This window comes from Streptomyces sp. NPDC030799, assembly GCF_055572255.1.
Map to the genome: position 1 here is coordinate 749,182 of NZ_JBVIDS010000001.1, position 22,876 is coordinate 772,057.

A 22,876-nucleotide genomic window follows, 5' to 3' on the forward strand; every position below is an offset into this window, starting at 1 on the left:
CGCCCTCCTGAAGTGACCGATGTTGACATACATCCGACACCACCCCCCTTCCTCTGCACCCACCCCCCCCCCCCCCCCCCACCCCCTCCCCACCCCCCCCCCCCCCCCCCCCCCCCCCCCCCCCCCCCCCCCACGACGGTACGGGCACGGCGGTACACGGAACTGCCGGACACATCAACCTCCGGGTTGGGGGGGACGGGGCTGGCGGTGCGGACAGAGCATGCACACGTCAATGTTCCCGTCGCCCACGTCGGCCAACCTCGCGGGTGAAGACCGGATGAACGACGGGTACTCCCGCCCCCATGGCGCGGATTCTCGTGGGCACATGCGGCTGGACGGACCGAGCACTGCTGGCGAGCGGCTGGTACCCATCCGGCCACCGGGACGCCGAAGGCCGCCTCCGGCACTACGCGACGCACTTCCCCGTGGTGGAGGCCGACTCCCCCTACTACGCCCTCCCAGACGAACGGACCAGCTGCCAGTGGCGGGACCGCACCCCACCCGGCTTCCGGTTCGACATCAAGGCCTTCTCCCTCCTCACCGGCCATCCGACCCGCCCCTCCGCCCTCCCGCCGGACCTGCGCGCGCACCCCCGCGACGCATCACTGCGCCAGGAGGTCTGGACCCGCTACGCCCGCGCACTCACCCCCCTGCGCGCCTCCGGCCGCCTCGGCACGCTCGTCTTCCAGTACCCGCCCTCTCTGGGCCCCGGCCCCGCCGCCGAGGCCTTCATCCGCACCGCCCGGGACCGTGCCCGCGACTGGCCGTTCGCCGTGGAGTTCCGCGACCCCGCCTGGTGGCACCCCGACCGGGCCCGCCGCACCAGCGCCTTCCTCACCGACCTCGACGCCACCGCCGTAGCAGTCGACACCCCCCAGGGCTTACCGACCTCCCTGCCGCCCACCGCCCCCGTCACCACGGCCCGCCTCTCGGTGATCCGCTTCCACGGCCGCAGCCGCCACTGGGGCACGGGCACCAAGGAGGACCGCTTCCGCCACGCCTACACCCCCACGGAACTGAGCGAATGGCTCCCACGCATCCGCACCCTGGCGGCCGCCACGGAGGAGATCCACATCCTCTTCAACAACTGCTGCGGCGACGCGGCCGTGCGGGCTGCGGAAGCCATGCGCGGCCTGCTGGCGGCCCAACTGCCCCACCAGCGGACCACTGGCCGGCACGTTCCGACATGAGGCGTGATGCCCCGGACCGGGGCACGCGTCCCAGCTGCCCACGGCGGGAAGGGGACGTGTCGGGTGGTGTCCGCCCGCAGTGGCCGGCGAAAACTCGTTGTACCTCTGAGGCAACAGCGCGCCGGACCGAGGACGGACACCGCCCGGCGCGGCACCGACCCACGACGCACCGCAGGCGGGACACCAGCCGCGACGACGCACCCCCGGCCGCCGCAGGCATGCGCCCCGCACCGGACGCACCGCCGTCCAGCCCCGCACCCGCCCCCTCTCCGGCCCCGCGCCGTCACCCGCACCGACTCGACACGGACACCGCACCGGACCGGCGCCGTCACCCGTGCCCGACCTCTGACCGGCACCGCACCGGACCGGCGCCGTCACCTGCACCGACCCTTCACCGGCACCGGCACCGCCCCCGCTCCCGACACCGCCCCCGCCCCCAACACCCCCCTGCCACCCAAGCCACCCACCCCCGCCCCGCCCCCGCCGGATAGGCTCTGGCCAGGACGACCGCATCGAGGGGAGGTCACGGAGATGACGCCGGGCCGCAGAAGCAGCACCTTCACCCGCCTGCTCCGACACGGCTTCACCGACCCCTCCGCCGCAGAGCGCCTCCTCGACGGACCGGAACTCGCCCCCGTCCGCAACGACCCCGTCCTCCTGGAAGCCCTCGGCGCCACCGCCGACCCCGACCTCGCCCTGCACGGCCTGGTCCGCCTCCTGGAGGCCCAGGACGGCCGAACGGCCCACCGGGAACTGCTGGACACCCTCATCGCGGCCAAGCCGCTGCGCGACCGCCTCCTCGGCGTCCTCGGCGCCTCCGCCGCCCTCGCCGACCACCTGGCCCGCCACCCGGGCGACTGGCGCGCCCTGGTCACCTACGAGCCCCGGGACCTGCACCCCGGCGTCGAGGAGTTCGAGCGCGGCCTGGCCGGGGCCACCGACCCCGTCTCCCTCCGCGTGGCCTACCGCCGCTGCCTGCTCTCCATCGCCGCCCGGGACGTCTGCGGCACCACCGACGTCGCCGAGACCGCCGCGGAACTCGCCGACCTGGCCACCGCCACCCTCCGCGCGGCCCTGGCCCTGGCGCAGGCGAACGCCCCCGAGGACGCCGCCGCCTGCCGCCTCGCGGTGATCGCGATGGGCAAGTGCGGCGGCCATGAACTGAACTACGTCTCGGACGTGGACGTGATCTTCGTGGCGGAGGCGGCCGAGGGTGCCACGGAGGCCCACGCACTGAAATCCGCCACCCGCCTCGCCTCGCACCTCATGCGGATCTGTTCCGAGACCACCGTCGAGGGCTCCATCTGGCCGGTGGACGCCAACCTCCGCCCCGAGGGCCGCAACGGCCCCCTCGTCCGCACCCTCTCCTCCCACCTCGCCTACTACCAACGCTGGGCCAAGACCTGGGAGTTCCAGGCCCTGCTCAAGGCCCGCCCGGTGGCGGGCGACGCGGAACTGGGCCGGGCGTACGTCGACGCACTCGAACCCATGGTCTGGAAGGCCGCCGAGCGCGAGAACTTCGTGGCGGACGTCCAGCAGATGCGCCGCCGCGTCATCGCGAACATCCCCGCGGCCGAGATCGAGAGGGAACTCAAACTCGGCCCCGGCGGCCTGCGTGACGTCGAATTCGCCGTACAGCTCCTCCAGTTGGTCCACGGCCGCACCGACCAGGCCCTCCGCAGCGGCACCACCCTGGACGCCCTCCAGGCCCTGGCCGCCGGAGGCTATGTGGGCCGCGAGGACGCCGCCCGCCTGGACGAGGCGTACCGCTTCCTGCGCTCGATGGAGCACCGCATCCAGCTCTACCGCCTGCGCCGCACCCACCTCGTCCCCACCGCGGAACCGGACCTGCGCCGCCTCGGCCGCTCCCTCGGCCTGCGCACCGACCCGGTGGCCGACCTGAACCGCGAGTGGAAGCGGCACACCGGGGTCGTACGACGGCTGCACGAGAAGCTCTTCTACCGTCCGCTGCTCGACGCGGTCGCCCAACTCGCCCCCGGCGAGGCCCGGCTGAGCCCCGAGGCGGCCCGCGAGCGCCTGGTCGCCCTCGGCTACGCCGACCCCGCCGCGGCCCTGCGCCACCTGGAGGCCCTCGCCTCCGGCGTGACCCGCAAGGCCGCCATCCAGCGCACCCTGCTCCCCGTCCTCCTCGGCTGGTTCGCCGACTCCGCCGACCCGGACGCGGGCCTGCTGAACTTCCGCAAGGTCTCCGACGCGCTCGGCAAGACCCCCTGGTACCTGCGGCTGCTGCGCGACGAGGGCGCGGCGGCCGAGAACCTGGCCCGCGTGCTGTCGGCGGGCCGCCTCGCCCCCGACCTCCTGATGCGCGCCCCCGAGGCGGTGGCCCTGCTGGGCGACGGAGACGGCGGCGGCCTCGAACCCCGCGGGCGCGCCCACCTGGAGCAGGAGATCCTGGCCGCCGTGGGCCGCGCCGAGAACGCCGAGCAGGGCGTCACGGCGGCCCGCGGCGTCCGCCGCCGTGAGCTGTTCCGTACCGCCGCCGCAGACATCGTCGGCTCCTACGGCACCGAGACCAGCCCCGCCGAGGCCGACCAGGGCGCGCTGGTGGACCGGGTCGGCGCGGCGGTCTCCGACCTCACCGCGGCCACCCTCGCCGGCACCCTGCGCGCGGTGGTCCGCGACGGCTGGGGCGACACGCTCCCCACCCGGTTCGCGATCATAGGGATGGGCCGTTTCGGCGGTCACGAGCTGGGTTACGGCTCCGACGCGGACGTTATCTTCGTGCACGAGCCGCAGGACGGCGTCGACGAGCACGAGGCGGGCGCGGCGGCGAACAAGGTCGTCGCCGAGATGCGCCGCCTGCTCCAGCTGCCCAGCGCCGACCCGCCGCTGCTCATCGACGCCGACCTGCGCCCGGAGGGCAAGTCGGGCCCGCTGGTGCGCACCCTGAAGTCGTACGAGGCGTACTACCGCCGCTGGTCCCTGGTCTGGGAGTCCCAGGCGCTGCTGCGGGCGGAGCCGGTCGCCGGCGACGAGGAGCTGGGCCGGCGCTTCATGGAACTGATCGACCCCTTGCGCTACCCGCGGCAGGGACTCGGCGACGAGGCGGTCCGCGAGATCCGCCGGCTGAAGGCCCGCATGGAGTCCGAGCGGCTGCCGCGCGGCGCCGACCCGAGGCTGCACACCAAGCTCGGCCCCGGCGGCCTGTCCGACGTCGAGTGGACCGTCCAGCTGCTCCAGCTGCGCCACGGCTGGCACGAACCCGGCCTGCGCACCACCCGCACCCGCGAGGCCCTGGCCGCCGCCCGCGCGGCGGGGCTGCTGTCCGCCGAGGACGCGGAGACCCTGGACGAGGCCTGGGTGCTGGCCACCCGGGTGCGCAACGCGGTGATGCTGGTCCGCGGCCGGGCCGGCGACACCTTCCCCACCGCGCCCCGCGAACTGACGGCCGTGGGCCGGTACCTGGGCTACGGCGCCGGTCACGCCGGGGACATGCTGGACGCCTACCGCCGTACCACGCGCAGGGCGCGGACCGTGGTGGAGGCGCTCTTCTACGGTGACTAGCCGGGGCGGCCAACCCTCCGGTCGCATTGCCCGAGTAAAGGGCAATCAAAATAGACTGACTGTAGTTGCGATCTACACGCAACGTTTGATTGAGTGATCACCGACAGCAGGCCACACCCTGGCCGCGTCCGCGTCAGACAATGCACCTTCATCAGCCGTAACAAGCGGAGGAAGACTGCCGTGACCGCCGTCGGAGATTTAGCTTCCCCCCACCTCCAACGCCGCGTTCCCCCTTCCCGGTGCAGAGCACCTTTCTTGCAGGAGAGATAGCTCAGGCAGCTCTCCTTTCCTCATTGCGCCCCTCGGTCCGCTGACCGGGCGTATTTTTTCGGGCCGGTCCCCCCGTTTTCGCGTGCCGCCTGTTCCGGCACCCGTACACCCGCCGGCTTTCCCCTTTCCGCCGTGTCTCCGGTGCGCCCTGCCTTCCCGCACGCCCACCGGAGCACCGGCGCGCCACATGAAAGGAAGCATTTCCGTGAGCCAGAACACCGCGTCCCCCCTCCTGCAGCCCGGCCGGCACACGTTCATGGACTGCACCCTGCGCGACGGCTCCTACTCCGTGGACTTCCACTTCGACACCGAGACCGTCGAGACCGTACTGACCTGCGTAGCGGCGGCCGGACTCGAATGGATCGAGGTCGGCCACGGCCTCGGGATCAACGGCGGCACCGTCGCCGGGACGAACCTCTCCGACGAGCAGTGGTGCGAACTGGCCACGCGTTTCCTGCCGGAGGGCTGCCGCTGGGGCATGTTCGTCCAGCCGGGCCTCGCCTCCGTCGCCGACCTGCGGCGGATGGCCGACGCCGGCATGTCGTTCGCCCGCATAGGCGTCGACATCATGGCCTACGACCAGGCCTACGAGCACGTCGAACGGGCCCGGGAACTGGGCCTCACCGTCTTCGTCAACCTCATGAAGTCCCACCTCGTCGACGCCGGCGAAGCGGTACGCATCGGCCTCGACATCGAGAGGGCGTGCGCCCCCGACGGCCTCTACTTCGTGGACTCCGTCGGCCAGTTCCTGCCCGAGCAGACCGCCCGTCTCTTCGCCGAGGCGTCCCGCCGGCTGCGCACCCCGCTCGGCTTCCACGGCCACAACAACCTCGGCCTCGCCAACGCCAACACCCTGGCCGCCACCAACAACGGAGCGGCGATCGTGGACTGCACCCTCGCGGGGCTCGGCCGCGACGCGGGCAACGCCGTCCTGGAGCAGCTCTCCGCCGTCCTGGAGCTGCAGGACGGCAAGCGCCTGTACCACACGGACGCCCTCGCCCACGCGAGCGAGCACTGCGTCTCCCGGCTGGAGACCGTCGCCACCGACCGGGAACTGCAGGTGCTCGGCGCGCTCTACGGCCTGCACTCCAAGTACTTCCCGGCCATCGACGGCGCGGCCGAGACCTACGCGGTCGGCCGCACCAGCCTGATGGAGGCGGTCAAGCCGCACGCCTATGAGCGCGACCTGACCCGCGCGGACATCGAGGCCATCGCCAAGTCGCTGCTGCAGACGGCCTGACGGACCACCCGCGCGTGCAGAACCGAACAGAGCAGACCCAACAGCGGAAGGAACGGGACGTGCAGCTGAGAATCCACCCCTACGAGGTCGACGGCCGCCCGGACGTGGTCATCGAGGACCACGACGGCTACCAGGCGTCGGTCCGCAGGCTGGCGGAGGGCTCCGGGGAGCCGTTCCCGGCCGACGTCGCCGCACTGGCCGCGGGCGGGCACATGCCGGCCCTGATCGACCGGTTCCACGCGCACCGGGCCGCCGGCCGCCCGGGACTGGACCTCGGGGAGGTCTCCCTGGCCGACGCGCTGCTGCTGACCGACGTGCCGCAGATCTGGGGCGTGGGCCTGAACTTCGCCCGGCACGCCGACGACCTGGAGACCGAGCAGCCGGCGTTCGGACCGGGGTCGTACCTGCGGCCGTACAGCTGTGTGATCCCCAACGGCGCGCCGATCGTCATCCCCCGGCAGTCCTCGCGCGTCACCGCAGAGGGCGAACTGGGGATCGTGCTGGCCAAGGAGTCCAAGGACGTGCCGGCCGACAAGGCGTTCGAGCACATCCTCGGGTTCACCGTCGTCCTGGACATGACCGCCGAGGACGCCATCCGGCAGAACCCCCGGTACATCCCGTGGAGCAAGGGGTTCGACACGTTCTGCAGCATCGGCCCCTGCCTGGTGCTGCGGGACCAGGAGCGGTGCGAGGACATCGGCGGCCTGTCCGTCGCCACCTACCGCAACGGCTCCCTCGTCGCCCGCAACACCGTCAGCGCCATGAAGTACGACCCCGCACGGCTGGTCGAGTACTTCTCGGCGGGCCGCACGCTCCCGGCCGGAACCGTCATCTCCACCGGCACCCCCCGGGCCACGGTGATCGCCCCCGGCGACACCGTCCGCGCCGAGGTCTCGGGAGTGGGTGTTCTCGAACACCCCGTCGAAGCCGCGTAGTCACCGAGGACGAGAAGGAAGGGAAAAGACATGGTTTTCCAGTCCCAGCATTTCGACGACCTCGCCAAGAAGGGCTACTGCGTGATCGAGGGATATCTCGATCCGGAAGCCGTCCGCAGTCTCCGCGAGGCGTCCGAGAACATACTGTCCGGAACGGTCGGCGACACGATGCCGCCGAGCCTCTTCCTGGAAAACCGGGAACTCAGAAACGCGTTCTTCTCGCCGAAACTGGAAGAACTGGTCACCGATCTGCACGCGAAAGTCGGACCCCTGCTGCTCTATCCGAACTTCACCGTGCGCAAGGGACTGGTCGTCGGCTGGCACATCGACGACCGCATGCTCTCCAAGCCCGTGGACGAGGCCGGCGATTTTCCGTCAATCCTGATGTTCAACGTATTCCTTCAGGACAACGATCCGGTCACGGGCGGCGGGGTGGACATCGTCTCGCTCAGTCATCTTTTCAGTCGCGAACAGCGCGAGGACCTCGTGAACCACCACGAGTACACGACGGAGGACACGGTCGCCGGCAAGGCCGGAGACCTCGTGGTCTTCGACTACCGCTGCGTCCACCGCGGCACCCACCCGCAAGTCCCCACCGACGTCCCGCGGCTCGCGCTGCAGTGGACCTTCTCCGTCGGTGACGCGGTCGAGCAGGACTACCTGAGGTACCTGCGCGCCCGGCTCACCCAGAAGCTGCACATCTCCGACTACACCAACCACCGGGCGAAGAACTTCTTCGCCGATCTGCCGCACATCACCCGGCAGCTGGTGGAGGAGTCCTGCGGCAGGCCGGTGTTCGACGACCGGCTCGGCTACCGGGGCCTCGCCGACCTCGCCGACCCCTCCGTGGAACGGGAAGCCGTCTGATGCCCGACGTCGCACGCGTGATCCTCGACTCCCTCGGGGACGAGGGCGTGTCGGTGTTCTTCATGGTCCCCGGCAAGATGATCAACGGGTTCATGTCGAACTACCGCGCCGCCGAACCGGAGAACCACCCGCGCGTCTCCCCGGTGATCGCCGCCGCCGAGGGCGGTGCCGCGATGATGGCCGACGGTTACGCCCGGGCCGCCGAGACGTTCGGCGTGGTGATCGCGCTGGACGGGCCTGGCGTGGCCAACACCGTGGGCGGGCTCGTCAACGCGGCCGCCGACCGGTCGGCCGTACTGCTCCTGTCGGGCCATGTACCGACCGGCTTCGACGCCCATGACGCGCTCCAGGACGTGACGCCGACGGGCCTCGACATCGCCGCCATGCTGACCCCGGTGACCAGCTCGGCACTCCAGGTGCGCGACCGCCGGCACCCCGTCCGGTACTGGAACCGCACGCTGCGCAAGCTCGTCGAGCAGCCGTCGCGGCCGGCGTACCTGTCGTACGCCGCGGACGTCCTCGCCGCCGAGACCACCGAGACCGCCGTCTCCACCGGCTCGCTGTCCAGGCCGCGGGTGGTCGGCGACCGCCGGGAGATCGACCGGGTGGTGTCCGCCCTCAACGGCTCCCGCAGCGTCGCCGTCCTGCTCGGCTCGCACGCGAACAAGAAGGCCGTACGCCGCCTGCTGACCGGGCTGTCCGACACCTACGGCATCCCCGTCGGCTGCACCGTGGACGCCAAGGGCGCGTTCACCGAGACCCACCCCAACAGCCTGGGTGTGTACGGCTATTCGGGCAACCCGCGGGCGATCGAGCTGTTCACCCGGCAGCCCCCCGAGACGGTGCTGCTGCTCGGCTGCCGGCCCTCGCAGTGGAACACCAACGGCTGGGACCCGGGCATCGGCGACGCACGGCACGTCATCGAGGTGACCTCGGACCTGGAGGACATCGGCTGCTTCGCCCCCGGCTCCGACACCCTGGTCTGTGACGAGGAGACCTTCCTGCAGCACTGGGCCGAGTCGCTGCGCGAGGCCGCGGCGGCCGGCCCGGTGTTCCCGGACAACGCCGACCTGCGCGCCCGCGCCGCCCGCATCCCGCTGCACGACCCCGTGCCCGACGAGCCCACGGACGCCCCGCATCCGGCGCGCGCCGTGCGGATCCTCAACAGATGGCTGTCCGACCGGGTGTGCGTGGTCGACTCCGGCAACCACCGGTCCTTCGCCACGCACTACTGGACCACCGACATCGACGCCGGCTTCCACTCCAGCACCTCGATGGGGGTGATGGGCTGGGCGTTCGGCGCGGCGATCGGGGTCTCCTTCGCCCGCGAGGAACCCTGCCTGGTCATCACGGGCGACGGCTGCGCCCTGATGAACGGCATGGAGATCCAGACGGCCGTCCGCTACCGCCGGAACATCATCTACGCGGTCTTCGACAACTCCTCCTACGGCGCCACCTACATGAACAACAAGCAGAACCTGCCGGAGCTGAGCGTGCTCCCGGGACACGACTGGGCGAAGTTCGCCGAGTCCGTGGGCGCGAACGGCTACCGGGTGACCTCGCTCGACGAACTGGACACCGTGGTGCAGAAGGTCAAGGACGTCGACGGCGTCCATGTCCTGCACGTCCTCGTCGACCGTGACGCCGCCACCCCGGCCCGGTCGTACCGGGCGAACCTGAAGGCGTTCGAGCGGGCCAAGAGCGGGAGCGAGGCGTAGTGCGATCCGACACCAAGGCGCAGCCGGGCGCTCAGGAGCGGCCGGCCGCCCGGTTCACGCCCGCCGAGGCCCGGGTCCTGTTCTTCGCCTTCTTCAGCGTGGTCATCGGACTGATGGCGGTGGACTTCTTCAACCCGTCCCTGCCGCTGATCCAGAAGGACCTGTCGGTCGGGCAGAGCGCGATGAAGAACCTGATCGTGTTCTACATGATCGTGCTCGGCCTGGCGCAGTTCTTCTACGGCAGCCTCTCCGACGCCCGGGGCCGCAGGATCGCGCTGACGAGCGGGCTGGGCGTCGCCGCGGTCGGGCTCTTCCTCGGGTATGCCGCCCACGACGTCGGTGTGCTGGTGGCCTCCCGGGTGCTGACCGCGCTGGGGACCGCCGCGTGCACGGTGATCTCCCGTGCGCTGATCGTGGACACCCTGCAGCAGGGGGACAAGCTGCGCAAGGCCTTCTCGTACTTCTCGATGGCCAGCCAGCTGTCCCCGTCGCTGGCCCCGCTGGTCGGCAGTTTCATCGGGGTCCACTTCGGCTGGCACGCGCAGTTCCTGCTGTTCGCGCTGGCCGTGGTGCTGGGGCTGGTGATGGTGGCGTTCCTGATGCCGGAGACCCATCCGGCCTCGGCCCGCGCCGCCGGGCAGCCGGGCCGGGTGGCGGCCTACCGGACCGTGCTCGCGAACGTCAACTTCACGTCGTACAGCGTGGCGTCCGCGCTGATCTTCTCCTTCACCATCGCCTACTACGCGACGGCCCCGTTCGCCTTCGACGCGCTCGGCGTCAGCCCGCTGGTCAACAGCCTCTTCTACATCCTGTACTCGGTGTCCATCGTCGCCGGGTCCTTCTTCAACAGCTGGGCGAGATGGCCGGCGAAGAAGACCTACGGTGCCGGCCTGATCGCCTATGTGTTGATCTTCGTCGCCGCCGTCTGCGCGGACCTCGACGGCAGCCTGGTACGGATCGGGGTGTTCTCGGTGGCGCTCGGCTTCACCTGCGGGGTGATGGCACCGCTGACGCTCACACTGAGCATGACCACGGTGGAGACCGCCCGCGGAGCCGCCAGCGCGCTCCAGGGCGCCATCAAGATGTTCTTCACCGGTGTCCTGCTGGTCGTGTTCGACAGCGTGTTCATCGCCGGGTTCCGGAACATCGTGCTGATCTTCCTGGGCTTCGCGGTCGCGCTGGTGCTGCTCTTCGCCGTCACGGGCGCCGCCGGCCGGAGGGAGAAGGCCCGTGCGTGAGCGTACGGCCCTGGTCCTGGGCGGCACCTCGGGCATCGGCCTCGGCATCGCCCGCCGCCTCGCCGCCGACGGGGCGCGGGTGACCGTGGCGAGCCGGGACCCGGACCGTGCCGCCCGGACCGCCCGGGACCTCAGGAGCGCCCTCCCCGACGCCGCGGTCTTCGGCATCGGCCTGGACCTCGGCCGCCCCGAGACGATCCGGGACGCCCTGCGGGCCCACGGCGACCGCGACGGGCCCGCCGGCGGCGGCGCCTTCGACGTGGTCGTGCTCAACGGCCCCGGACACCGGCCGGGGCCCGTCACCGAGGCGACGCCGGAGGACTTCGCCGACGCCTACCGCACGATGTTCCTGTCCCTGAAGCAGGTCGTCGACTCCGTCGTGGACGGCATGCGCGCCCGGCGGTGGGGCCGGCTGCTCTACGTCTCCTCCAGCTCCGTGGTCACCCCGCTCGACGAGCTGGCGGTGTCCTCGGTGGTACGGGCGGCCGTGCAGACCTATCTGAAGCTGCTGGCGAACGCGCTCGCCGCCGACGGGATCACCGTGAACTCGGTCGTCCCCGGCCGCATCGACACCCCCCGGGTGCGGACGGTGGACGCGGCGCGCGCCACGGCCCGGGGCGTGGCCGCCGAGCAGGTCCGCGGGGAGGCGGAGCGCCGCATCCCCGCGGGCCGGTACGGGACACCGGAGGAGGTGGGAGAACTGGCGGCCTTCCTGTGCTCGGAACGGGCGGGCTATGTCACCGGCTCCGCGTTCCGGTGCGACGGCGGGATGATCGCCGCCGTGTGAGACGCGGGCCGGCCTTCCCTCACCGGCCCGTCGAGGTGCCGGGCACGCGGTCGTCCCGGACGAGGACCGGGGCCGCCGCGTGCCCGCCCTCAGCCCGAAACCGCCTCGGCAGCCGGTACGGCAGGGCGCCGTACCAGAGCCGGGCCACCGTGAAACCGAAGGTCAGACAGAGGACGCCACCGACCGCGTCCAGCCAGAAGTGATTGGCCGTGGCGACGATCACCAGCAGGGTCGTCGCCGGATACAGCAGGCCCAGCACCCGCACCCAGGGCACGGACGCCAGCGCGAAGATCGTCAGTCCGCACCACAGCGACCAGCCGATGTGCATCGACGGCATCGCCGCGTACTGGTTCGACATGTGCTTCAGATCGCCCGACGCCATCGAGCCCCAGGTGTGATGGACCATGACCGTGTCCACGAAGCGCCCGCCGCGCATCAACCGGGGCGGAGCGAGCGGAAACAGATAGTAACCGACGAGGGCCACACCGGTGGTCGCGAAGAGCGCCAGCCGCGCCGCCGCGTAACGCCCCGGATGCCACCGGTACAGCCACACCAGCACACCGATCGTGACGATGAAGTGCAGGGTGGCGTAGTAGTAGTTCATGCCGATGATCAGCCAAGTCGCCGAGTTCATGGCGTGGTTGACGGACTGCTCGACGGCGATGCCCAGATCGTGCTCTGCGCGCCAGATCCAGTCGGCGTTGCGCAGCGCCTTGCCCTTCTGTTCCGGGACGGCGTTGCGGATCAGTGAGTACGTCCAGTAACTCACCGCGATCAGAAGGATCTCGAACCAGAGCCGGGGCCGCCGCGGACGCCGCAGCCGGCCCGGGAAACCCCGTGCGCCCTGCCCGTCCTCGCCCGTGACGGCCTGCGGAACGGCCACCTCCTCGCGACCTTCCGGCTGCGTCACGGTCGAGTCACTCATAGCCATCAAGTCTGCCAGAAAAGGCTTCCTCGACCGATCATCCCAAGGTCGGGTCCGCGGCGCACCTTCTACGACGTACGGACGACATGCGGTGCCGATGCGGTGGAACCGCGCACCACCAACTCCGGCATGAAAACGAACTCGCTGTGCGGCGCGGGCGTCCCGCCGATCTCCTCCAGCAGCGTGCGCACCGCGGCCTGCCCCATCGCCGGAACCGGCTTGCGGACGGTGGTCAGCGGCGGATCGGTGAAGGCGATCAGCGGGGAGTCGTCGAAGCCCACCACCGACACGTCCCGGGGCACCTCCAGACCGCGCTGCCGGGCCGCCCGTATGGCACCGAGCGCCATCATGTCGCTGGCGCACACCACGGCCGTGCAGTCCCGCTCGATCAGCGCCGTGGCCGCCGCCTGACCACCCTCCAGGGTGTACAGCGAATGCTGGATCAGCTCGGTCTCGATCGTCTCGGCGGCGAGCCCCAACTGGTCCTGCACGGCCCGCACGAAGCCCTCGATCTTGCGCTGCACCGGCACGAACCGCTTCGGCCCGAGGGCGAGCCCGATCCGGGTGTGCCCGAGCGAGACCAGATGCGTCACCGCGAGCGTCATCGCGGCCCGGTCGTCGGGGGAGATGAACGGCGCCTGCACCTTCGGCGAGAAGCCGTCCACCAGCACGAACGGCACGCCCTGCGCCCGCAGCCGCTCATAGCGCTGCATATCGGCGGTGGTGTCCGCGTGCAGCCCGGAGACGTAGATGATCCCGGCGACCCCGCGGTCCACGAGCATCTCGGTCAGCTCGTCCTCGGTCGACCCGCCCGGGGTCTGGGTGGCGAGCACCGGGGTGTAGCCCTGGCGGGTCAGTGCCTGGCCGATGACCTGGGCCAGCGCCGGGAATATCGGGTTCTCCAGCTCCGGAGTGATCAGCCCGACCAGTCCCTCGCTGCGCTGCCGCAGCCGCACCGGGCGCTCGTAGCCCAGCACGTCCAGCGCGGCGAGCACGGACTGGCGGGTGGTGGCGGCGACGCCCGGTTTCCCGTTGAGGACCCGGCTGACGGTCGCTTCGCTCACCCCCGCCTGCGCAGCGATGTCGGCAAGCCGTGTGGTCACAGGATTGGACTGTACCGGTCGCATCTCAGACTGCCCACCAGACGGCGCAATCCGCGGGGATCTCGGTGCGCGCCGGACCGGGTTCGACATCGGCGCTGGCGAGCAGCAGCGTGCCGGGAGTGGTCACGGAGACCGGGGCGGCGGTGAGGTTGACCATGCAGACGAACGAGCCGTCGGCGGTGTCGCGGCGGAAGGCCAGCACACCGTCCGGCGTGTCCAGCCAGGTCACCTGGCGGCCGGCGCCGAGCGCCGGGTGCTCGCGGCGCACGGCCAGCGCGCTGCGGTAGAACTCCAGGGTGGAGGTGGGGTCGCCGTCCTGCGCCGCGACCGTCAGGTCCTTCCACGCCTCGGGCTGCGGCAGCCAGCTCGGGCCGCCCTCGACGGGACCGAAGCCGAACGGCGGCGCCTCGCCCGACCACGGCAGCGGCACCCGGCAGCCGTCGCGCGTGCCGTCCTGGCCCGAGCTGCGGAAGAACGCCGGGTCCTGGCGCACCTCGTCGGGCAGGTCGACCACCTCGGGCAGGCCCAGTTCCTCGCCCTGGTAGAGGTACGCCGAGCCGGGCAGCGCCAGCATCAGCAGGGTCGCCGCCCGGGCCCGGCGCAGACCACGCGCCTCGTCCCCTTCCGCGAGGCGCGTGGAGTGCCGTACGACGTCGTGGTTGGACAGCACCCAGGTCGCGGGCGCGTGCACCGAGTTCATGGCGCTGAGCGAGCGGTCGATGACGTCGCGCAGATCCGCCGCGTTCCAGCCGGTGGTCAGGTAGGAGAAGTTGAAGGCCTGGTGGAGCTCGTCGGGCCGGATGTACAGCGCGCTGCGCTCGACCGTGGGCGTCCACGCCTCGGCGACGGCGATCCGCTCGTCGTCGTACTCGTCGAGGATCCGCCGCCAGCCCCGGTAGATCTCGTGCACGCCGTCCTGGTCGAAGTACGGCACGGCCTCGGTGCCGAGCAGCTTGACCTGCTCGTCCCGGCCGATGTCCGGCAGCCCGGCCGCCTTGACCAGGCCGTGTGCCACGTCGATGCGGAAGCCGTCGATGCCGAGGTCCAGCCAGAACCGCAGGATGGAGCGGAACTCGTCGTGCACGGCCGGGTGGTCCCAGTTGAAGTCGGGCTGCTGCGGGGCGAACAGGTGCAGGTACCACTCACCGGGGGCGCCGTCCGGCTCGGTGACCCGGGTCCAGGCCGGGCCGCCGAAGATCGACTCCCAGTCGTTCGGTGGCAGTTCGCCGTGCGCTCCCTTGCCCGGCCGGAAGTGGAACCGCTCCCTCAGCGGTGAACCGGGACCCTCGCGCAGCGCCTGCTTGAACCACTCGTGCTGGTCGGAGCAGTGGTTGGGCACCACGTCGACGATCACCTTCAGACCCAGTGCATGGGCGTCGCGCACCAGGTCGTCGGCGTCGGTCAGGGTGCCGAACATCGGGTCGACGGCCCGGTAGTCGGCGACGTCGTAACCCGCGTCGGCCTGCGGGGAGGCGTAGAACGGCGACAGCCACACGGCGTCCACACCCAGCCGCTTCAGGTACGGCAGCCGGGAGCGGATGCCGGGCAGGTCGCCCATGCCGTCGCCGTTGCCGTCGGCGAAGCTGCGCGGGTAGACCTGGTAGATGACCGCGTCGCGCCACCACTCCCGGCGCCCTGAGGCGGCGGAGGAGGCGTCGGTGGGGACTGCGTCGGTGACGTGCTGGGTCATGGATTCCCTTACGTGATGCGGGGGGAACGACGAAGAAGCGTGCGGGGTGCCGGGCCGGGCGGTCAGGACTTGGTGCCGCCGGCGGTCAGTCCGGAGACCAGGCTGCGCTGCACGAGCATGAACACGAGGGCCGCCGGGATGGTGATGATGATCGCGGTGGCCGAGGTCCACGCCCAGTCGGGCCGCTGGTCCTGTGCGAAGGTGCGGATGCCGACGGCGAGCGTGTAGTGGTCGGACTGCATGAACTGCGTGGCGTAGGCGACCTCGCCCCAGGCGGTGAGGAAGCTGTAGAACGCGGTCACCGCGAGGCCCGGCTTGGCCAGCGGCACGATCAGCCGCCAGAAGGTACCGAACGGGGTGAGGCCGTCCACCCGGCCCGCCTCGTCGATCTCCTTGGGGATGGTGTCGAAGTAGCCCTTCATCATCCAGGCGCAGAAGGGCACCGCCGTGGTCGCGTACGCCAGGATCAGACCGAGGTAGTTGTCGAGCAGGTCCAACTCGGACAGAAGCAGATACAGCGGCACGATCAGCACGATACTGGGGAACATCTGGGTGACCAGGAAGGTCCACATCAGCTGTCGGCTGCCCGGGAACCTCATCCGGGACACCGCGTACCCGGCGGTCGCCGCCAGGAAGACACCGAGGGCGGTGGTGCCGCCGGCCACGACGACGGTGTTCAGGAACCACTTCGGCAGGTCCGAATGGGCCAGGACGTCACTGTAGTTGTGGAGGCTGAGGTCCTTGAGCACCTCGCTGGGCTGCTGCCAGGCGTTCTTGGGGCCGAGCGAGATGAACAGGATCCACACCACCGGGAAGGCCGCGATGACCGTGGCCAGGATGAGGGTGGCGTGCAGGGCGATCGACGCCGCCAGGCCGCGCTCCTCACGTCCGCGCACCTTGCGGGAGGGAGCGGCCGGGGAACGGGTGGCGGCGGGAGCGGTCGCGGGGGTCTCGTGGGTCGCTGCGGTCATGGCGGTTGCTCCTTACGCCTGCTCGGACTTCAGGGTGCTGCGGCGGTAGAAGGTCGAGAAGGCCAGCAGGAGGGCGAGGATGATGATCCCGTAGGTCGCCGCTCCCGAGTAGTCCGAGATGCCGGTGAAGGCCTTGCGGAAGGCGAAGGTGACGAGGATGTCGGTGTCGCCGGTGGTGTTGTTGCCCAGCAGCAGGTAGATGACGTTGAACATGTTGAACGTCCAGATGCAGCCCAGCAGGATCACGGTGTTGGACACCGGGCGCAGACCGGGCAGGGTGACGTTGACGAACCGCTGCCAGGGCGAGGCGCCGTCCATCTCGGCGGCCTCGTACAGCTCCTTGGGGATCGACTGCAGGCCGCCGAGCACGGCGACCATGTTGAAGGGAATGCCGATCCAGACGTTCACCATGATCACGGCGACCTTCTGGGCGAGCGGGGTGCCCAGCCAGTTCTGGGCGGGCAGGCCGACCGCGGTGATGATCTCGTTGAACACACCGAACTGGGCGTTCAGCATCAGCCGCCAGGCGAAGACGCCGATGAACGACGGGACCGCCCAGGGCAGGATCAGCATCGCCCGGTAGAGGCCGCGCAGCCGCATCTTGCGGTTGAGCAGCACGGCGAGGCCCATGCCGATGCCGACCTGCAGCGCGACACAGGAGACCGTCCACACGACCGTCCACACCAGGCGCGGGTAGAAGTCGCCGTCCGCGCCCGACAGGACGTGCCAGTAGTTGTCGAGGCCGACGAAGCCGTATGTCGCGGGCCGGTGGAAGGCGCCGATGGTGGTGGCGACGTTCGCCTCGTTGGCGTCCGTCAGCGACTGGTAGAAGCCGTACCCCAGCGGATACAGGACCAGCACGGCGATCACCACGGCGACCGGGGTCACCATCGCCCAGGCGTACCAGTACTTGTCCCAGGACCGCCTCAGGCGTGAAACGCGTGCGGGGCGCGTGGACCTGTCGTCCCGCGCTGTCTTGTCGGTCTGTGCCGTGCTCGCTGCGGTGCTCATCCTCATCGACTCTTTATCGGCTCGTTCGCGGCAAAGGTGGGGTGGTTCCGCAGCCCCGGGGAGCCCCGGTCGGGGCGGCAGCGGGGAAAGAACGTTCCCCGGGGCTGCGTGTCCTTCGGTTACGGTGCGGCTACCGACCGTTCAGGTCAGCCGATGGAGTAGCCGGGCAGGAGCGTCTGGAACTGCTTGGCGGTGGCGTCCAGACCGGACTTCACCGACGCGTCGCCCTGCAGGATCTTCACGTAGTTCTGCTGCAGCGGCGTGAACAGCGAACCGACCTGGGGGAGCGCGACGCGCGGACGGGCGGTCTGCTCCAGGATCGGCTTGAAGCCGGCGATCTTGGCGTCGGAGGTGACCGCGGAGGTGTAGGCCGACTTGCGGGTCGGCAGGGTGCCGGTCTTCTCCGCGATGGTGATCTGGCTCTGGGTGGACGTCATGAACTGCGTGAAGAGGTAGCTGGCGTCCAGGTTGCCGGAGCCCTGGTAGACGGCGAGGTTGTGACCGCCGGTGGGGGCCTGGGCCTTGCCGCCGGCGCCGGCCGGGACGGGCGCGTAGCCGAGGTTGGCCTCCTTGCCCTTGAACGCCGAGCCGGTCAGGTCGTCGCTGACGGACCACGGGCCCTGGATCAGCATGGCCACCTTGCCGTTCTTGAAGGCGGTCTGCATGTTCTGGTAGGCGTTCGCGAAGTCGACCTTCATCGACGCCTCGTCGTAGACCTTCTTCGCGGTGTTCAGCGCGGCGACGGCGTTGCTGTCGCTGATGGTGATCTTCTTCGCCGACGTGTCGGCCAGGTCGGCGCCGTTGCCGTACAGCAGCGGCAGCAGGAAGTACGAGTCCGGGTTGACGTAGGTGCCGTACGCGCCGGTCTTCTTCTTGATCGTCTTGGCGTCGGCGATGAACTCGTCCCAGGTGGCCGGCGGCTTGGCGATGCCGGCCTTCTTGAACAGGTCCTTGTTGTACAGCAGGGCGAGCGTGTCGGTGACCGACGGGACGCCGTAGGTCTTGCCGTTGATCTTGGCCGTGTTCATCGCGCCCGTGCTGAAGTCGGAGGTGTTCTGCAGCGCGGGGGTGCCGTCGAGCGGGGCGATGTAGCCCAGCGAGGCGTATTCGGCCATCAGGCCCACGTCGGTGCGCACCACGTCCGGGGCGCCCTTGCCGCTCTTGGCGGCCGACTTGAACTTCTGCTCGACGTCGGTGAACGGGACGCTCTGGTAGTTCACCTTGATCTTCGGGTACTTGGCCTCGAACTGCTTGATCAGGGCCTGGTACGTCGGGGCTTCGGTCGCCGCGTCGGAGGTGTCCCAGTAGGTGATCGTGCCCGAGACGTCCTTGGGGTCCTTCGGCTTGCCGTTGGCGTTGTCGTCCGAGCCGCCGCAGGCGGTGGCGGCCAGGGCGACCACGGTGACCGCGGCGGCGATCGATATGCCACGTCGCATATGAACTCCTAGAAGAGGGTTGCCCGGATCATCCCTTGGGAAGACCGCGGGTGCCGTCTGTCCCAATCGACGGCCGCCGGGCGCGGGAGGAACGTAGCAAGGCTGCAAGTCCTTGCGAAAGATGTTGCAAGGAAATTTCCGCAAGATCCTGCAAGCGTGACGTCCCCGTTACCCCCGCATGTCCTCCGGACTGCTGCGATACGTGCGCACCGCCACTCCGACCACCCGTTCCACCGGGAAGTAACCGATCTCCCGGGAGTCCACGCTCTCTTGCAGGTTGTCGCCCAGCACCACCACGGATCCGGCCGGTACGGTGCCCGCACCGAGCCGGTCCCGCGCGGCGGCCGGCACCGCCTCGCCGGGCACGGCGGCGAGCCGCTTGATCATGAAGTGGGAGGCCCGGTCCGGCCAGCTCCAGCTCTTCCAGTCGGCCCCGGGGTCGGGCATCTCGACCACCACGATCTGCCCCGACCGCAGCCGGCCCGCGCGCGTCCGGCGCCCGATCAGCACATCGCCGGCCCGCAGCGTCGGCCGCATGCTCACGCCCCTGACGGTGATCATCACCATCCGGCGCCGGATCCACAGCACGCCACCGGCCACTGCGGCGACGAGCAGCAGCAGCGCGATCACCGCACATACCCCTCGGCCTGCCGGCGGAACAGCCCCGCGTACCGGCCGCCCGCCGCGACCAGCTCCGCGTGCCCGCCCGACTCCACGACCGTCCCGTCCCGCAGCACCACGATCAGGTCCGCATCCCGCGCCGTGCCCAGCCGGTGCGAGATCAGCAGGCTCGTCCGGCCCCGCCGGTGCAGCCGCAGAGCCTCCTGGATCTCGTACTCGGCCTGCGGATCCAGCCCCGAGGCCGGCTCGTCCAGGATCAGCAGATCGGGATCCTCCCGCAGCAGGGCCCGGGCCAGCGCCACCCGCTGCCACTGCCCGCCGGACAGCTCCACCCCGACCTCCTCACCGTCGCCGTGGGACCGCGACAGCAGGGTGTCGTAGCCGCGGGGGAGCGCGGCGAGCGTGTCGTGGACACCGGCCGCCCGCGCCGCCCGGACCACCTCACCGGCCCGCTCGGGCGCGCCCAGCGCGATGTTCTCGGCGGCCGTCAGGTCGTACCGCACGAAGTCCTGGAACACCGCTCCGACACGGCGGCGCAGCTCACGCGGGTCCAGCTCGCGAAGGTCGGTACCGTCCCACAGGACGCTGCCCCGGGTCGGGTCGTAGAAGCGGCACAGCAGCTTGACCAGGGTGCTCTTGCCCGCGCCGTTGTCCCCGACGAGCGCCAGCGTGCGGCCGTACGGGATGGTCAGGCTCACTCCGCGCAGCACCCAGTCGTGCTGCTCCGAGTAGCGGAACCAGACGTCCCGCAGCTCGATGCCGCGGGTCAGCTCGCCCGCGGGGCGGGGCTGACGGGGTACGGGCAGGTCGGGCGGCGCCGTCGTCACGTCGAGGTAGTGCTCGAACAGCAGCAGATGCTGACGCGTCACGGCGGCGGAGGCGGCGATGCCGCTCAGCCCGCCCTGCACGGCGGCGATCGCCGAGGTGAGCACCGCCAGGTCGCCGACCGTCAGCTCGCCCCGTGCGGCCGCGCGCACCGCCCAGACCAGACCCGCCGCCGCGATCCCCGCCGACACGGCCGCCGGCCCGGCCTGCGCCGCCGCCGTGCGCAGTTCCATCCGGCGCCGGGTCGCGTTGATCGCCGTACGGTCCCGGCGCATCCGCTCCCGCAGCAGCCCGCCGATGCCGAACAGCCGGATCTCCTTCGCCGCCTCCACGCTGCCCAGCAGATGCGCGTAGAACGACTCCCGGCGCTCCAGAGGGGTCGTGTGCAGCATGACCTCGGACCAGGCACGCGCCAGCCGCAGCTCGGCCGCGAGGGCGGGCAGCGCGCCGAGCAGGACGAGCACCGCCAGCCACGGGCTCATCAGCCACAGCGACACCAGGAAACCCGCGACGCTCGTCCCGGCCTGCCCCAGCGACACCGCCGCCGAGACGATCTGCACCGGAGTGTCCTGACCGCACTGCTCGGCCAGCCGCAGCCGGTCCAGCCGCCCCGGATCCTCGAACGGGGCGAGCCCGGTGAAGCCGTTCACCCGGGCATACAGCCGGTCCTGGGCCGCGAGCCCCACCCGGCGGCCCAGCTCCCCGCAGAGAAACCGCTCGGCGTGCGGCAGCACCGCGACGGCCACGGCCACGGCGGCCAGCCCGGCGGCGGGGCCCATGACGTCCGCGGCAGCTCCGTGCCGGGCGACGGCCACCAGGTCCAGCACCTGCCGGGTCAGCCATGCCGCGGCCACCGGAAGTCCGGCAGCCGGCAGCGCGGCCAGCACGATGCCGGCCAGCGGGACGGGGGCGGCGCGCACGGCGAGACCGGCGACGGCGCGCAGGCCGACGGCGCGGCCCCGGTCCTTGCCCCGGGTGCTCATACGCCCACCGGCGCCTTCAGTTCACGCAGGTCGCGGGCGAGGGCCGTGAGCCGGCCGCCGGCCTCCACCCGGCACACCACCGGGTACGCACTCACTCCGAACGCGGCTTCCACCGTGCGCGCGTCGTCCCCCGTCAGCACCGTCGCCACCTCTCCCAGCGCCGAGGTGTACGGTGCGGAGTCCTCCTTGCCCGGTACGACCACGGCCAGGACCTCCTCCGCAGGGCGGCCGGAGTGCGCCACGGTCTCCACGAAGTGCGGCAGCAACTCCGCGCAGGGGCCGCAGCCCGGCGCGAAGAAGGCCACGAGGGTGTCGTCCGCCACCGTGTCCCGGGATATCTCCCGGCCGTCCTCCAGGCGCACGCTGAATTCCTCGGCTGTCGCGCCCAGGCTGTCGGCATCGGTCACCGGAAATGCGGCCGGGGGTGAATTCCGTGCGTCGGACCGGAGTCTGCGGATGATGCCGTAGGCGAGCACCAGATTCAGCAGGCCCAAACCGATCGCGAACGTCACGGCGGCGGCGAGAATCGACACGGAAAAATCTCCTGAATGACGGAATCAATGCGGCAGGAATCAATGCGGCAGGAATCAATGCGGCAGGAATCAACTCGGCAGGAATCAGCCAGACAGGCGGAAAAGGGCTACGAGGTCGTCGAGGCGAATGACCAGGCTCGCCAGAACCGCCCCGGCGAGCACCGCGAGCAGCACCCCGGCACCCTGCCCGGACGCCCCGCCGCCGACCGTCGCCAGCCCCGCCGCCGCGACGCCCGTCAACACGGTGTTGCGGACGACGTGACGCACCCCGAACGGCGCCTGCGCAGCCCCGAAGCAGGGGCAGGACGCCACCGTCCCACGGCGCAGCACCACCCCCACGGCCAGCGTGAACGCACTCAGCAGCAGCACCGCGAGCCCGAGGCCGAGCCGTGCCGTGCCCGGCGCGAGCAGCAGCACCGGCACCACCGCCTCGGTCACGGCCACGACGCCGGCGAGTTCCCGCAGGCCCCGCTCCGGAACCACCCGCATGGCCGCCAGCCCCTTTGCGAACCCGGCGAACGCGGCCCGACCGCGCAGTTTCGCGAACGCCGACGCGGCAAAGACAAAACCGAGCAGGACCCGGCACAGCACCGCCGTGTACCACACGCTCATTCCCCCTTCCGTGAAGACGACGGCCCAGCGTAGGAGCCGGATGTACAGGGGGCATACACGCGGACCTACATCGGCGGTGGAAGGCGACCTGTATCCGGCCCTCGTAATGTGCCGGTGGAATCGGTCGCGACGGGCGGCCGGCAGTGAAAGGAAAAGGAGTATCCGTTGTTTCAGCGAATCGCGGACGCGCTCGTGAACAAGCTCGCGCCGAAGGTCACGGCCGACGCCACCTGGTGGACCGACACCAAGTGCGCGGGCGGCTGTTCGTCGTACCCGGCCTACCAGGCGAAGTACACCCGCCAGTGCTGGGACAGCACCGGCAGCTGCACCAGCTGGACGAACACCGGCAAGTGCTGCAGCTCCTGACCCGGCGGCGCCCGCGCTGAGTCCGTGCCC

Annotated in this window: 19 protein-coding genes; 9 read left to right on the forward strand and 10 right to left on the reverse strand. The window is 70.9% G+C overall.

The window, feature by feature from the left end:
• Window positions 1-302: 302 nt before the first annotated feature.
• The 8 genes from ACZ41I_RS03300 to ACZ41I_RS03335 all read left to right on the forward strand — a co-directional run bounded on the left by ACZ41I_RS03300 (window position 303) and on the right by ACZ41I_RS03335 (window position 11,770).
• Window positions 303-1,190 carry a DUF72 domain-containing protein gene (locus ACZ41I_RS03300; RefSeq protein WP_468513036.1) on the forward strand — a complete coding sequence of 296 codons (888 nt, stop codon included), beginning with the start codon at window positions 303-305 and terminating at the stop codon, window positions 1,188-1,190.
• A gap of 531 nt (window positions 1,191-1,721) precedes the next feature.
• Window positions 1,722-4,715 (forward strand): bifunctional [glutamine synthetase] adenylyltransferase/[glutamine synthetase]-adenylyl-L-tyrosine phosphorylase, encoded by a 2,994-nt coding sequence (locus ACZ41I_RS03305; protein ID WP_399773716.1) that lies wholly within the window; start codon window positions 1,722-1,724, stop codon window positions 4,713-4,715.
• Window positions 4,716-5,190: 475 nt separating this feature from the next.
• Window positions 5,191-6,225: a beta/alpha barrel domain-containing protein gene (locus ACZ41I_RS03310; RefSeq protein WP_468513037.1), complete on the forward strand. Its 1,035-nt coding sequence runs from the start codon at window positions 5,191-5,193 to the stop codon at window positions 6,223-6,225.
• A 59-nt stretch (window positions 6,226-6,284) separates the two neighbouring features.
• On the forward strand, window positions 6,285-7,160 hold the full coding sequence (locus ACZ41I_RS03315; protein WP_363216834.1) for a fumarylacetoacetate hydrolase family protein: 876 nt from the start codon (window positions 6,285-6,287) through the stop codon (window positions 7,158-7,160).
• A gap of 30 nt (window positions 7,161-7,190) precedes the next feature.
• On the forward strand, window positions 7,191-8,027 hold the full coding sequence (locus ACZ41I_RS03320; RefSeq protein ID WP_363216833.1) for a phytanoyl-CoA dioxygenase family protein: 837 nt from the start codon (window positions 7,191-7,193) through the stop codon (window positions 8,025-8,027).
• Complete coding sequence (locus ACZ41I_RS03325; RefSeq protein WP_468513038.1) at window positions 8,027-9,745, forward strand: thiamine pyrophosphate-binding protein; 1,719 nt, start codon at window positions 8,027-8,029, stop codon at window positions 9,743-9,745. The genes ACZ41I_RS03320 and ACZ41I_RS03325 overlap by 1 nt, the downstream gene beginning before the upstream one ends.
• A complete protein-coding gene (locus tag ACZ41I_RS03330; protein ID WP_363216831.1) occupies window positions 9,745-10,983 on the forward strand; it encodes an MFS transporter in 1,239 nt (412 codons plus the stop codon). Before ACZ41I_RS03325 ends, ACZ41I_RS03330 begins: the two co-directional genes overlap by 1 nt.
• Complete coding sequence (locus ACZ41I_RS03335; protein ID WP_399773705.1) at window positions 10,976-11,770, forward strand: SDR family oxidoreductase; 795 nt, start codon at window positions 10,976-10,978, stop codon at window positions 11,768-11,770. The genes ACZ41I_RS03330 and ACZ41I_RS03335 overlap by 8 nt, the downstream gene beginning before the upstream one ends.
• Window positions 11,771-11,789: 19 nt before the next feature.
• On the opposite strand, the gene ACZ41I_RS03340 is transcribed toward ACZ41I_RS03335, so the two are convergent.
• The 10 genes from ACZ41I_RS03340 to ACZ41I_RS03385 form a co-directional block, all read right to left on the reverse strand.
• Window positions 11,790-12,695, reverse strand: coding sequence for a phosphatase PAP2 family protein (locus ACZ41I_RS03340; protein ID WP_363216829.1), 906 nt, complete (start codon window positions 12,693-12,695; stop codon window positions 11,790-11,792).
• A gap of 68 nt (window positions 12,696-12,763) precedes the next feature.
• Complete coding sequence (locus tag ACZ41I_RS03345) at window positions 12,764-13,798, reverse strand: LacI family DNA-binding transcriptional regulator (RefSeq protein ID WP_363216828.1); 1,035 nt, start codon at window positions 13,796-13,798, stop codon at window positions 12,764-12,766.
• A 25-nt stretch (window positions 13,799-13,823) separates the two neighbouring features.
• On the reverse strand, window positions 13,824-15,488 hold the full coding sequence (locus ACZ41I_RS03350) for a glycoside hydrolase family 13 protein (RefSeq protein WP_399773700.1): 1,665 nt from the start codon (window positions 15,486-15,488) through the stop codon (window positions 13,824-13,826).
• 62 nt (window positions 15,489-15,550) lie between these two features.
• Window positions 15,551-16,459, reverse strand: coding sequence for a sugar ABC transporter permease (locus ACZ41I_RS03355; protein ID WP_399773698.1), 909 nt, complete (start codon window positions 16,457-16,459; stop codon window positions 15,551-15,553).
• A gap of 12 nt (window positions 16,460-16,471) precedes the next feature.
• Entirely contained in the window at window positions 16,472-17,476 is a 1,005-nt protein-coding gene (locus ACZ41I_RS03360) for a carbohydrate ABC transporter permease (RefSeq protein ID WP_399773695.1), read from the reverse strand.
• A gap of 140 nt (window positions 17,477-17,616) precedes the next feature.
• Entirely contained in the window at window positions 17,617-18,906 is a 1,290-nt protein-coding gene (locus tag ACZ41I_RS03365) for an extracellular solute-binding protein (protein ID WP_363216824.1), read from the reverse strand.
• A gap of 168 nt (window positions 18,907-19,074) precedes the next feature.
• Complete coding sequence (locus tag ACZ41I_RS03370) at window positions 19,075-19,536, reverse strand: S26 family signal peptidase (RefSeq protein WP_468513039.1); 462 nt, start codon at window positions 19,534-19,536, stop codon at window positions 19,075-19,077.
• Window positions 19,533-21,335: an ABC transporter ATP-binding protein gene (locus ACZ41I_RS03375; RefSeq protein ID WP_468513040.1), complete on the reverse strand. Its 1,803-nt coding sequence runs from the start codon at window positions 21,333-21,335 to the stop codon at window positions 19,533-19,535. Before ACZ41I_RS03375 ends, ACZ41I_RS03370 begins: the two co-directional genes overlap by 4 nt.
• Window positions 21,332-21,868 (reverse strand): redoxin domain-containing protein, encoded by a 537-nt coding sequence (locus ACZ41I_RS03380; protein WP_468513041.1) that lies wholly within the window; start codon window positions 21,866-21,868, stop codon window positions 21,332-21,334. Before ACZ41I_RS03380 ends, ACZ41I_RS03375 begins: the two co-directional genes overlap by 4 nt.
• A gap of 84 nt (window positions 21,869-21,952) precedes the next feature.
• On the reverse strand, window positions 21,953-22,480 hold the full coding sequence (locus ACZ41I_RS03385; RefSeq protein WP_468513042.1) for a MauE/DoxX family redox-associated membrane protein: 528 nt from the start codon (window positions 22,478-22,480) through the stop codon (window positions 21,953-21,955).
• A 165-nt stretch (window positions 22,481-22,645) separates the two neighbouring features.
• Here ACZ41I_RS03385 and ACZ41I_RS03390 point away from each other — a divergent pair, with 165 nt between their 5' ends.
• Window positions 22,646-22,846, forward strand: coding sequence for a hypothetical protein (locus ACZ41I_RS03390; RefSeq protein ID WP_363216818.1), 201 nt, complete (start codon window positions 22,646-22,648; stop codon window positions 22,844-22,846).
• Window positions 22,847-22,876: the final 30 nt, after the last annotated feature.

Bases quoted from the DNA above. Each gene is read 5' to 3' on its own strand.
- ACZ41I_RS03365 (WP_363216824.1), bottom strand. From the start codon at position 18,906: ATGCGACGTGGCATATCGATCGCCGCCGCGGTCACCGTGGTCGCCCTG.
- ACZ41I_RS03385 (WP_468513042.1), bottom strand. From the start codon at position 22,480: ATGAGCGTGTGGTACACGGCGGTGCTGTGCCGGGTCCTGCTCGGTTTT.
- ACZ41I_RS03320 (WP_363216833.1), top strand. From the start codon at position 7,191: ATGGTTTTCCAGTCCCAGCATTTCGACGACCTCGCCAAGAAGGGCTAC.
- ACZ41I_RS03350 (WP_399773700.1), bottom strand. From the start codon at position 15,488: ATGACCCAGCACGTCACCGACGCAGTCCCCACCGACGCCTCCTCCGCC.
- ACZ41I_RS03355 (WP_399773698.1), bottom strand. From the start codon at position 16,459: ATGACCGCAGCGACCCACGAGACCCCCGCGACCGCTCCCGCCGCCACC.
- ACZ41I_RS03360 (WP_399773695.1), bottom strand. From the start codon at position 17,476: ATGAGGATGAGCACCGCAGCGAGCACGGCACAGACCGACAAGACAGCG.
- ACZ41I_RS03340 (WP_363216829.1), bottom strand. From the start codon at position 12,695: ATGAGTGACTCGACCGTGACGCAGCCGGAAGGTCGCGAGGAGGTGGCC.
- ACZ41I_RS03325 (WP_468513038.1), top strand. From the start codon at position 8,027: ATGCCCGACGTCGCACGCGTGATCCTCGACTCCCTCGGGGACGAGGGC.
- ACZ41I_RS03375 (WP_468513040.1), bottom strand. From the start codon at position 21,335: ATGAGCACCCGGGGCAAGGACCGGGGCCGCGCCGTCGGCCTGCGCGCC.
- ACZ41I_RS03300 (WP_468513036.1), top strand. From the start codon at position 303: ATGGCGCGGATTCTCGTGGGCACATGCGGCTGGACGGACCGAGCACTG.
- ACZ41I_RS03305 (WP_399773716.1), top strand. From the start codon at position 1,722: ATGACGCCGGGCCGCAGAAGCAGCACCTTCACCCGCCTGCTCCGACAC.